Source organism: Methylobacterium indicum (assembly GCF_001043895.1).
Classification (GTDB): Bacteria; Pseudomonadota; Alphaproteobacteria; order Rhizobiales; family Beijerinckiaceae; genus Methylobacterium; species Methylobacterium indicum.
Genome location: NZ_JTHF01000304.1, coordinates 1 through 10,516, shown reverse-complemented (window position 1 = coordinate 10,516; position 10,516 = coordinate 1). Strand labels below are relative to the sequence as shown.

The following is a 10,516-nucleotide window of genomic DNA, read 5'->3' as shown; positions in this document are numbered from 1 at the left end:
GGTGGTGCAGAAGGCACCGCAGAGCCTTATCCGGCACCACCCCCACCTCCGGCTCCTCCCCACAAGGGGGAGGAGAGGCGCGCTACTTTCAAAGGGAGAAGCGCTCAAACCAAGATGTGTGAACATGCTAGCCCAAACGGGAGAGGGGAGTGTGCTCGACTTTTCGATGTTTGGGAAAGCTTACGCCGCGAATTCCCGCCGGATCGCCTCGCTGTGCTCGCCGATGCCCGGCACGCGCCCCAGCACCGGCGCCCGGCCATTGCGCAAGGCCGGCGGCGCGACGATGGAGGCCGGGCCGGCCTGGGTCTCGACGGTCACCCGGCGGAGCGCCGGATGCGAGACGAGGTCTGCGAGCCCGTTGACGAAGCCGTAGGCCGTGCCGGCCTCGCGCAGTCGTGCCGCGGCCTCGTCGCGGCTCAACTCCGCGAAGACGTTCGCCACCACGGCGTCGACCTCGGGGCGGTTCGCCACCCGGGCGGTGTTGCTCTCGAAGCCCGGGCGCGAGGGCAGACCGGGCTGGCGCAGGAACGCGGCGCAGAACTTGACCCATTCGCGCTCGTTCTGGATCGAGAGCAGCACCAGGGCCCCGTCCCGGGTCGGGAAAGCGCCGTAGGGGCAGATCGACGGGTGGGCCAGACCCACCCGCTGCGGCGCCCGGCCGGTGCCCTCGAAGTAGAGCAGCGGAACGTTCATCCAGTCGGCCATGCCGTCGAAGAGGCTGACCTCGAGCTTGGCGCCCTCGCCGGTGAGGCCCCGGGCGATCAGCGCCTCCAAGACGGCGGAATGAGCCGCCATGCCGCAGGCGATGTCGCAGACCGAGACCCCGACCCGGCCGGGACCCGCCGGATGGCCGGTGATCTCGGCAAGCCCGCTCTCGGCCTGGACCAGGAGGTCGTAGGCCTTCATGTCCGAATAGGCATGGCCGGCGCCGTAGCCGGTGACATCCACGGTGATGAGACGCGGGTAGCGCGCCCGCAGCTCCTCCGAGCCGAACCCGGCCCGGGCGGCGGCGCCCGGCGCGAGGTTCTGGATGAACACGTCGGCCTTGGCGAGGACGGCGTGGAGGAGCGCGGCGTCGCCCGGGTCCTTGATATCGGCGACCAGGCTTTCCTTGCCGCGGTTGAGCCAGACGAAGTAGCTCGCCAGCCCGTTGACCGCCGCATCGTAGCCGCGGGCGAAATCGCCCTCCGGCCGCTCGATCTTGATGACGCGGGCGCCCGCATCGGCCAGGCGCGAGGAGCAGTAGGGTGCCGCCACCGCCTGCTCGAGCGCCACCACGGTCAGGCCTGCGAGCGGCCTGACTCCACTCCCCGCCGACATGATCGTCAGACCCCGTGCTTGATCGCGATCATCTTCATCGAGCCGAAGCCGTAGAGGGCCTCGAAGCCCTTCTCGCGGCCGTGGCCCGAGCCCTTCACGCCACCGAAGGGCAGCTCGACGCCGCCGCCCGCGCCGTAATTGTTGACGAAGACCTGGCCCGACTTGATGCCCTTCGACAGGCGCAGGGCCTTGCCGAGATCCTGGGTCCAGATGCCGGCGGCTAGCCCATACTCGGTGCCGTTCGCCACCTTCAGGGCCTCGGCCTCGTCGCGCACCCGGATCGCCACCAGGACGGGCCCGAAGATCTCCTCCTGGGCGAGGCGGTGGTCCGGCGGCACGTCGCCGATCAGGGTCGGGCGGACGTAGTAGCCGTCACCCGGCACGTTGGTGCCGAGCTCGCCCTCGGCCAGGATAGTCAGGCCGTCGCGGCGGGCGAGATCGATGTAGCTCTGCACCCGCTCGCACTGCTTGGCGTTGACGACGGGGCCGAGGTCGAGGTCCTGCTCGCCCGAGCCGACGCGCAGGTCCTTGAAGCGCCTGGCGAGGTCGGCGGTGAAGCTGTCGTAGATCGCGTCCTCGATCACCACGCGCGAGCCGGCCGAGCAGGTCTGGCCGGCATTCTGGGTGATCGCCTTCACGATGACGGTGCCGGCCTCCGACAGGTCGGCATCGGCGAAGACGACCTGGGGCGACTTGCCGCCGAGTTCGAGCGTCACCGGAATGGTGTTCTTGGCCGCCGCCGTCTGGATCAGCGTGCCGACCTCCCGCGAGCCGGTGAAGCTGATGTGGTGGATGCCCTTGTGACTGGCGAGCGCCGCGCCCGCCTCCTCGCCGAGCCCCGTCACCACGTTGAGGCTGCCGGCCGGGAAGCCGGCCTCCGCCGCGAGCTTGGCCAGATGCAGCGCCGAGAGCGAGGTGTCCTCGGCGGGCTTGAGCACCACGGCGTTGCCCATGGCGAGCGCCGGGGCGACCGAGCGGCCGGTCATCTGGAGCGGATAGTTCCACGGCACGATCACGCCGACGACGCCGTGCGGCTCGTAGACGGTCATGACGGTGAAGCCGTTCTGGAACGGGATCGTGTCGCCGTGCACCTTGTCGGCGGCGCCGCCGTAATACTCGAAGTAGCGGGCGCAGACCTGGGCGTCGTTGCGCGCGAGGGTCATCGGCTTGCCGACATCCTCGCTCTCCATCGTCGCCAGGATCTCGGCGTCGCGGCGGATCAGCTCGGCGAGCTTGAGGAGCAGGCGGCCGCGGGACGCGGCGTCGAGCCGGCCCCACTCGCCGTCCATGGCGGCGTGGCCGGCCTTGACGGCCTCGTCGATCTCACGGGCCCCACCGCGGGCGATGCGGGCCATCTCCTGGCCGTGCGACGGGTTGAGGACCGGCAGGGTCGCCTCGCTGCCGATCCAGGCGCCGCCGATGAAGTGCTGATGGGCGTTCATGCTCGAAAAGACCTCCCGTGGCGACCGGCCGCCGGTTCGAGGCGGCCGGCCTGCTCTTGGCCGCGGTGTTACCGCGCCGGGAGGGGCAATTCCAATACGATCGACGGGCGGACGCGATAAGATCGGGATATGGCGTCCGCCCGGGACTTGAACCCGGGGATCGGCTCAGCGGCTGCCGCTGCCGGCGCTGCCCTGCGGCACCGCCCGGGACGGCTGCCCGGCATTGCCGCCGGCGGCCGAGTTGCCCGTGATGGTCGAGGCGCCGGTCGGGCCGGGGGCCGCGACGCCGCCGGCGCCGCCGCCGGTGTTGTTCGGCATCGGGGCGACGGTGCCGGTCGCGGCCGGGCCAGTGCCCATGCTCGACCCCGTCCCGGGGCCCGGGGCCGTCGAGGGGGCGGCGGTCTGGGCCGAGGCGGCGCCCGCAACGAGAAGGCCGGCGGCGAGTCCTGCGAGAATCGAACGCATGCTGCTCTCCTGTCGGATCCCGGAAATCGTTAGATCCTGGCTCCGACAACGTTCCTCCTCTGGCCCGGTTCGCCCTTCGGCTCGATGGGGGCGATCACCGCTGGTGGGCGATCACCTCTGGTCGGCAATCACCTCTGGTCGGCAATCACCTCTGGTCGGCAATCACTTGGCGCAGCATGGCGCAGCATTCCTCCAAGTCGGCCAGCCCGATCGATTCGTCGGGGCGGTGCGCCTCGGCGATGCGCCCCGGGCCGCAGATGATCGACGGGATGCCGGCAGCCTGGAACAGCCCGGCCTCGGTGCCGTAGCTCACCGCCCCGAGGGCGGCGTGGCCCGACCACGCCTCGGCGAGGCCGCGCAAGGGCGCGTCGTCGGGAAGATCGAGCGCCGGATAGGCCGACAGCACCTCGCTCTCGACCGCGACCTCGCGGCCGGCCGCCCGCAGGGGCTCCACCAGGGCGGCGACCCGGGCGAGGAGCGTGTCGTGGATCGTCATCGGGTCGGTGCCCGGCACCGCGCGGGCCTCCCAGTCGATCCGACAGGTATCCGGCACGACGTTGACGCCGGTGCCGCCGGCGATGACCCCGACCTGGAGGGTCGAGGAAGGCGGCGTGAACATCGCGTGGAACGGACCTTGCGCGACGAAATCCTCGTGCAGGCCGCGCACCAGCCCGACGAGGTCGGCGGCGAGATGCACGGCGTTGTCGGCGAGGTCCGGCCGCGAGGAATGGCCGGCCCGGCCCCGCACCGTGAGGCGGCCGGCCACCTTGCCCTTGTGGCGCAAAACCGGACGCATCTCCGAGGGCTCGCCGACGATGCAGGCGGTCGGCGGGGCGCAGAGCGCGGGCAGCCGGTCGATCATGTGGCGCACGCCGACGCAGCCGACCTCCTCGTCGTAGGAGAGGGCGAGGTGGATCGGCCGGGCGAGCGGCGCCCGCACCATCTCGGGCACGAGCGCCAGCAGGCAGGCGACGAAGCCCTTCATGTCGACGGCGCCGCGCCCGACCAGCCGGTCGCCGATCTGCCGCAGGGTGAAGGGATCACCGGTCCAGCCTTCGCCGGCCGGCACCACGTCGAGGTGGCCCGAGAGGACGATCCCCGGCACGTCGCGCGGGCCGATCGTGGCGAAGAGGTTCGCCCGGTCGCCCTCCGGCCCCGGCAGCACGGCCGCCTCGACGCCGTGGCGGGCGAGGTGGTCGCGCACGAGCGCGACGATCGCACCGTTCGGCGTGCGGCATACCGAGGGGATCGCGACCAGGGCGGACAGGAGGGCGGCGGGGTCGGTCATCGGGGCTCTCGCGGAGGGGCTGCGGGGGAATCATAGCGCCTGGACACCGCCGCGCTCCGGCCGAAGGCGGCGCGCCCGGCCGCAGAACCTGCCGCGGCGGACGCCCCGCGCGGCACGAAGGCCCGGCCGGAGGCGGCGGGAGACCGCTTTCGCCTCAAGTCGCCGGGCGAGGCGGCGGCCAACGATTCAGATTGTTGACAATCCTACGAAGATGGTGATGATTGTTTGTGCCGAACGGATTATGCCCAAAATTTTGGCGGTGCAGCATGACGCTATCGCACCGCACAAAGACACCGCCGCCGGGCTTGGCCAGAGGGGAAGACGATGTCGCAGCTGGACGCAGACGCCTTTGAGACCATGAGCCCCGCCGATCGCGGTCGCGTCCTCGACGGCCTGCGCCGGGGAGCGTCGCGGCGCGACATCCTGGGCCTGCTCGGCTCGGCCGGCATGGGCCTGCTCGCCGGCGGCGCGGTGTTCGGCAGCGCCACCAAGGCGCTCGCCCAGACGCCCAAGCGCGGCGGCAACATCCGGGTCTGCACCTATACCAGCTCGACCTCCGACACGCTCGACCCGGCCAAGCAGTCGAACGCGAGCGACTACGTCCGCTGCAACTTCTTCTACAACAAGCTCGTCCGCATCGACCAGACCGGCGCCCCGGGCCCCGAACTGGCCGAGAGCTACGACAGCCCGGACGCCAAGACCTGGACCTTCACCCTGCGCAAGGGCGTGACCTTCCACGACGGCAAGGCGCTGACGGTGGAGGACGTGATCTTCTCGCTCAAGCGCCACCTCGACCCGGCGGTCGGCTCCAAGGCCAACACGCTGGCCAAGCAGATGACCGCGATCGAGGCCGCGGGCCCGAACGAGGTGCGCATCGTGCTCAGCGGCGCCAATGCCGACTGGCCGGTCATCCTCGGCACCGCCCATTTCCACATCGTCCAGGCCGGTACCACCGACTTCTCGAAGGGCATCGGCACCGGCCCGTTCAAGTGCAAGGAATTCACCCCGGGCGTGCGCACGATCGCGGTGCGCAACGACAATTACTGGCGCCAGCCCGGCCCGTTCCTCGACAGCATCGAGTTCTTCGGCCTGCCCGACGAGCAGTCGCGGGTGAACGCCCTCATGTCCGGCGACGTGCAGATCGCCGCGGTGATCAACCCGCGCTCGCTGCGGGTGATCGAGAGCATGGGCGGCTTCAACGTGCTGGAGACCAAGGCCGGCCTCTACACCGACCTGATCGCCCGCCTCGACGAGGGCCCGGGCACCAACCCGGACTTCGTGCTCGGCATGAAGTACCTGCTCAACCGCGCCCAGATGCGCAGCGCGGTGTTCCGCGGCTACGCCGAGATCGCCAACGACCACCCGATCCCGTCCTCGAACCGCTACTACGCCGCCGACATCCCGCAACGGCCCTACGATCCCGAGAAGGCCAAGTTCCACTTCAACAAGGCCGGGGTGCTGGGCTCGACCATCCCGCTCGTCGCCTCCCCGGCGGCCGACGCCTCGGTCGAGATGGCGGTGCTGATCCAGCAGGATGCCAAGAAGCTCGGCCTCAACATCGACGTCCAGCGGGTGCCGTCCGACGGCTACTGGTCGAACTACTGGATGAAGAGCCCGCTCTGCTTCGGCAACATCAACCCGCGCCCGACCGCCGACCTGCTGTTCAGCCTGTTCTTCAAGTCGGATGCGGCCTGGAACGAGTCGCGCTGGAAGAACCCGGCCTTCGACCAGCTGATCGTCGGCGCCCGGGCCGAGCGCGACGAGGCCAAGCGCAAGCAGATGTACCACGACGCGCAGGTGCTGGTGCACGAGGGCGCCGGCATCGGCATCCCGGCCTTCATCAGCAACATCGATTGCTACTCCAGCAAGATCAAGGGCCTGCACCCGATCCCGACCGGCGGCCTGATGGGCTACACCTTCGGCGAGTACGCCTGGCTCGACGCCTGATCGTCTCCCCGGACGGGGACGGGGGGCGCCCCGTCCTCCCCCGCATCCTGCCGGGCCCGGCCCGGTCCAAGGGTCCAGAACGTCCGGGGTCCCAGCACGTCCGGGGTCCCGGCCGCGCGGCGTCGCGGGACCGCGGCGCCGAACTTGCCGCGCGGCGTCGCGGGACCGCGGCGCCGAACTTGCAACGAACCGCCCGCCCGGGAGGGCCGGCCACCCAAGGATCAGGGAGGGCGCATGAGCCGCCGCATGTTGACGATGATCGCGGGCCGCGTGCTCGTCGCCGCCGCGACGCTGCTCTTCGTCTCGGTGGTCGTGTTCGGGGCGACCCAGCTCCTGCCGGGCGACGTCGCCCAGGCGATCCTGGGCCAGAGCGCGACCCCGGAGGCGGTGGCGGGCCTGCGCCAGGCGCTCGGCCTCGACGCCCCGGCGCTCCAGCGCTTCGCCACCTGGCTCGGCGGGCTCCTCACCGGCAATGCCGGCGTCTCCCTGGTCAGCCACCAGCCAGTCGGCAACCTGATCTGGGCCCGGCTGTCGAGCTCGCTCATCCTCGCCGGCATCGTGACCGCGATCTCGGTGCCGGTCGCCCTGACGCTCGGCATCACGGCGGCGGTCTGGCGCGGCTCGGCCTACGACCGGGCGGTCGGCATCCTGACCATCGCCGCGGTGTCGATCCCCGAATTCCTGGTCGCCACCCTGGCGGTGCTGGTCTTCGCGGTGCACCTGCACTGGCTGCCGGCCCTCTCCTTCGTGCCGCGCTCGGCCACCCCGCTGGAATTCCTGCGCGCCGTGGCGATGCCGGTGATGAGCCTGTCCTTCGTGGTCGTCACCCAGATGGTGCGGATGACCCGCGCCGCGGTGATCGAGGCGATGAAGGCCCCCTACGTCGAGATGGCGGCGCTCAAGGGCGCGAGCCCGGCCCGGGTGGTCCTGCGCCACGTCCTGCCGAACACGGTCGGGGCCATCGCCAACGCGGTCGCGCTCAGCCTGTCCTACCTGCTCGGCGGCGTCATCATCGTCGAGACGATCTTCAACTACCCGGGCATCGCCAAGCTGATGGTCGACAGCGTGTCGATGCGCGACATGCCGGTCGTGCAGGCCTGCGCCATCGTGTTCTGCGCCGTCTACCTGCTGCTGGTGACCACCGCCGACATCGTCGCCATCCTGTCCAACCCGAGGCTGCGCCATGCGTGAACAGAATCTTGGCCTCGGCGAGACCGTGACGGAGGTCGCCCCTGCGGCGCCGCGGATGCGCCTGCGGCTCTCCCCCATGGCCTGCCTGGGCGCCGGCATCGTGCTCGCCGGCATCGCGGTCGCGGTGTTCGGCCAGGCGCTGAGCCCCTACGATCCCGGCGCGATCGTCGATACCGACGTGTTCGGGCCGATGAGCCGGGCCTTCCCCCTCGGCACCGACTATCTCGGCCGCGACATGCTGAGCCGGATCCTGCTCGGCGCCCGCTACACGGTCGGCATCGCGGCGCTCGCCACGGCGCTGGCCTGCACGGCCGGCATCGGGCTCGGCCTGTTCGCCGCGGTGGTCGGCGGCTGGACCGACAGCGCGCTGAGCCGGCTCCTCGACGCGCTGACCTCGATCCCCTCGAAGATGCTGGCGCTCGTGCTCATCGCCGGCCTCGGCTCGTCGCTGCCGATCCTGGTGCTGACCATGGCGTTCATCTACGTGCCGGGCTGCTACCGGATCACCCGGGCGCTCGCCGTCAACATCGCGGCCGAGGATTTCGTGCTCGCCGCGAAGGCCCGCGGCGAGGGCCGCGGCTACATCATGCTGCGCGAGGTGATGCCCAACATGGTGGGGCCCCTCGCCACCGATTTCGGCCTGCGCTTCGTCTTCGTGGTGCTGCTGCTCTCGAGCCTGTCGTTCCTCGGTCTCGGCGTGCAGCCGCCCTACGCCGATTGGGGCTCGCTGGTGCGCGAGAACGTGGCGGGCCTCAGCTACGGCGCCCCGGCGGTGGTGATGCCGGCCATCGCCATCGCGATCCTGACCATCGGGGTGAACCTCCTGGTCGACAACCTGCCCGGCCGGGCGAGAGCGGGAGGGCGCTGATCATGGCGCACGCGCATAAGAGCGGCACCGTCCGGGTCGAGGCGCTGAAGGTCGCCGCGAAGGCCGAGGACGGCCGCGAGACGACGATCGTCCACGAGGTCGGGTTCGAGATCGCCCGCGGCGAGGTCCTGGCGCTGATCGGCGAATCGGGCTCGGGCAAGACCACGATCGCGCTCGCCATGATGGGCTATGCCCGCAAGGGCTGCGCCATCCGCGGCGGCAGCGTCGACGTGTTCGGGACGCAGGTCCTGGCCTCGTCGCCCGCCGAGCTGCGGGCGCTCCGCGGCAACCGCATCGCCTACATCGCCCAGTCGGCAGCGGCCTCGTTCAATCCCGCCCGCACCATCATGGCGCAGGTGATCGAGAGCGCGCTGATCCACGGCTCGCTCACGGCGGAGGCCGCCACCGCCAAGGCGAAGACGCTGTTTCGCGAACTCGCCCTGCCGAACCCGGACACGATCGGCGACCGCTACCCCCACCAGGTCTCGGGCGGGCAGCTCCAGCGGCTGCTCGCCGCCATGGCGCTCCTCAACGATCCCGACCTCGTGATCTTCGACGAGCCGACCACGGCGCTCGACGTCACGACCCAGATCGAGGTGCTGGTCTCGTTCAAGGCGGCGATCCGCGAGCGCGGCATCACCGGCATCTATGTCAGCCATGACCTCGCGGTGGTGGCCCAGATCGCCGACCGGATCGCGGTCCTGCGCCACGGGCGCCTCGCCGAGATCGGCGCGGTCGACCAGATGGTGAGCGCGCCGGCCCATCCCTATACCCGCCAGCTCATCGCGGCCGCCTCCCCGGTCAAGCGCAAGGGGGCGGAGGCCTCGCCCGAGACCGGCGAGGCCCCGGTCCTCGCGGCGACCGGCATCACCGCCGGCTACGGCCCGGTCGGGGCCGACGGCCTGCCGCGGGTCAAGATCCTGCACGATGTCGGCTTCTCGCTGCGCCGCGGCGAGACCCTCGGGATCATCGGCGAATCGGGCTCGGGCAAGAGCACGCTGGCGCGCGTCGTCTCCGGCATCGTGCCGGCCGCCCGCGGCGAGGTGCGGCTCGACGGCAAGGTTCTGGCCCCGGCGCTCGGCCAGCGCGACCGCGAGACCCTGCGGCGGATCCAGATCGTCTTCCAGAACGCCGACACGGTGCTGAACCCGGCCCAGAGCATCGCCCAGATCCTGGAACGGCCGCTGGCCTTCTACCACCGCCTCGGGGCGTCGGCCCGCCGCCAGCGGCTGATGCAGCTCCTCGACCAGGTCCGCCTGCCCCGCACGGTCGCCGAGCGGCGCCCGGGCGAGCTCTCCGGCGGCCAGAAGCAGCGCATCAACCTCGCCCGCGCGCTCGCCGCCGAGCCCGACGTGATCCTGTGCGACGAGGTGACCTCGGCGCTGGACACGGTGGTGGGCGAGGCGGTGCTCGACCTCCTGGTCGAGATCCAGCGCGACCTCAACGTGGCCTACGTCTTCATCAGCCACGACCTCGGGGTGATCCGCTCGATCAGCGACGCCGTCATGGTGCTCCAGCACGGCCGCGTGGTCGAGGCCGGCGCGACCGAGGCGCTGCTCGCCGCCCCGCAAGAGCCCTATACGCGGCTGCTCCTGTCCTCGGTGCCGGAACTGCGGACGGGGTGGCTCGACGAGGTGTGCGCGGGGCGTGGAGCGGCGGCGTAGGAAAGGCCCCTCGTCCTCCGATCGTCGTCGAGGATTCAGGCATACCGTCGCTGCCATCTCTGAGATCTTGTCTGAGAGCCTGTTTGATCGATCGACATGCTCTATCCCACCAGGAACCTCATCCTGAGGTGTCAGTCCATCAGCGATGGACTGACCTAGAAAGAGAGCTCCAGACGTCTCCGAGATCACTGGAGCTGTCATTCGAGGTTAATCGATCTTTGATCGCGTGCGCCCTCCGATCGCCAACACCTCAGGATGAGGTTGCTGGTGGGATAGGGTATGCCGAGCGGTCAAACAGGCTCTGATACCGCCGCGCCTTCGAGCGGATCCG

Annotated in this window: 8 protein-coding genes; 4 read left to right on the top strand and 4 right to left on the bottom strand. The window is 70.7% G+C overall.

Features of this window, described 5'->3' with window-relative positions; genetic code table 11:
- Positions 1-180: 180 nt before the first annotated feature.
- The 4 genes from QR78_RS28000 to argE form a co-directional block, all read right to left on the bottom strand.
- Positions 181-1,320: a CaiB/BaiF CoA transferase family protein gene (locus QR78_RS28000; RefSeq protein WP_048430896.1), complete on the bottom strand. Its 1,140-nt coding sequence runs from the start codon at positions 1,318-1,320 to the stop codon at positions 181-183.
- A gap of 5 nt (positions 1,321-1,325) precedes the next feature.
- A complete protein-coding gene (locus tag QR78_RS27995) occupies positions 1,326-2,762 on the bottom strand; it encodes an aldehyde dehydrogenase family protein (protein WP_048430895.1) in 1,437 nt (478 codons plus the stop codon).
- A 165-nt stretch (positions 2,763-2,927) separates the two neighbouring features.
- Positions 2,928-3,227, bottom strand: coding sequence for a hypothetical protein (locus QR78_RS27990; RefSeq protein WP_048430894.1), 300 nt, complete (start codon positions 3,225-3,227; stop codon positions 2,928-2,930).
- A gap of 145 nt (positions 3,228-3,372) precedes the next feature.
- Positions 3,373-4,515, bottom strand: coding sequence for an acetylornithine deacetylase (gene argE, locus QR78_RS27985; protein WP_048430893.1), 1,143 nt, complete (start codon positions 4,513-4,515; stop codon positions 3,373-3,375).
- A 357-nt stretch (positions 4,516-4,872) separates the two neighbouring features.
- Here argE and QR78_RS27980 point away from each other — a divergent pair, with 357 nt between their 5' ends.
- The 4 genes from QR78_RS27980 (at position 4,873) to QR78_RS27965 (ending at position 10,185) form a co-directional block, all read left to right on the top strand.
- Positions 4,873-6,462: an ABC transporter substrate-binding protein gene (locus tag QR78_RS27980; RefSeq protein WP_202972671.1), complete on the top strand. Its 1,590-nt coding sequence runs from the start codon at positions 4,873-4,875 to the stop codon at positions 6,460-6,462.
- A 234-nt stretch (positions 6,463-6,696) separates the two neighbouring features.
- Positions 6,697-7,653 (top strand): ABC transporter permease, encoded by a 957-nt coding sequence (locus QR78_RS27975; RefSeq protein WP_048430891.1) that lies wholly within the window; start codon positions 6,697-6,699, stop codon positions 7,651-7,653.
- Complete coding sequence (locus QR78_RS27970; protein WP_048430890.1) at positions 7,646-8,521, top strand: ABC transporter permease; 876 nt, start codon at positions 7,646-7,648, stop codon at positions 8,519-8,521. Before QR78_RS27975 ends, QR78_RS27970 begins: the two co-directional genes overlap by 8 nt.
- 2 nt (positions 8,522-8,523) lie before the next feature.
- On the top strand, positions 8,524-10,185 hold the full coding sequence (locus tag QR78_RS27965; RefSeq protein WP_053221124.1) for an ABC transporter ATP-binding protein: 1,662 nt from the start codon (positions 8,524-8,526) through the stop codon (positions 10,183-10,185).
- Positions 10,186-10,516 lie beyond the last annotated feature (331 nt).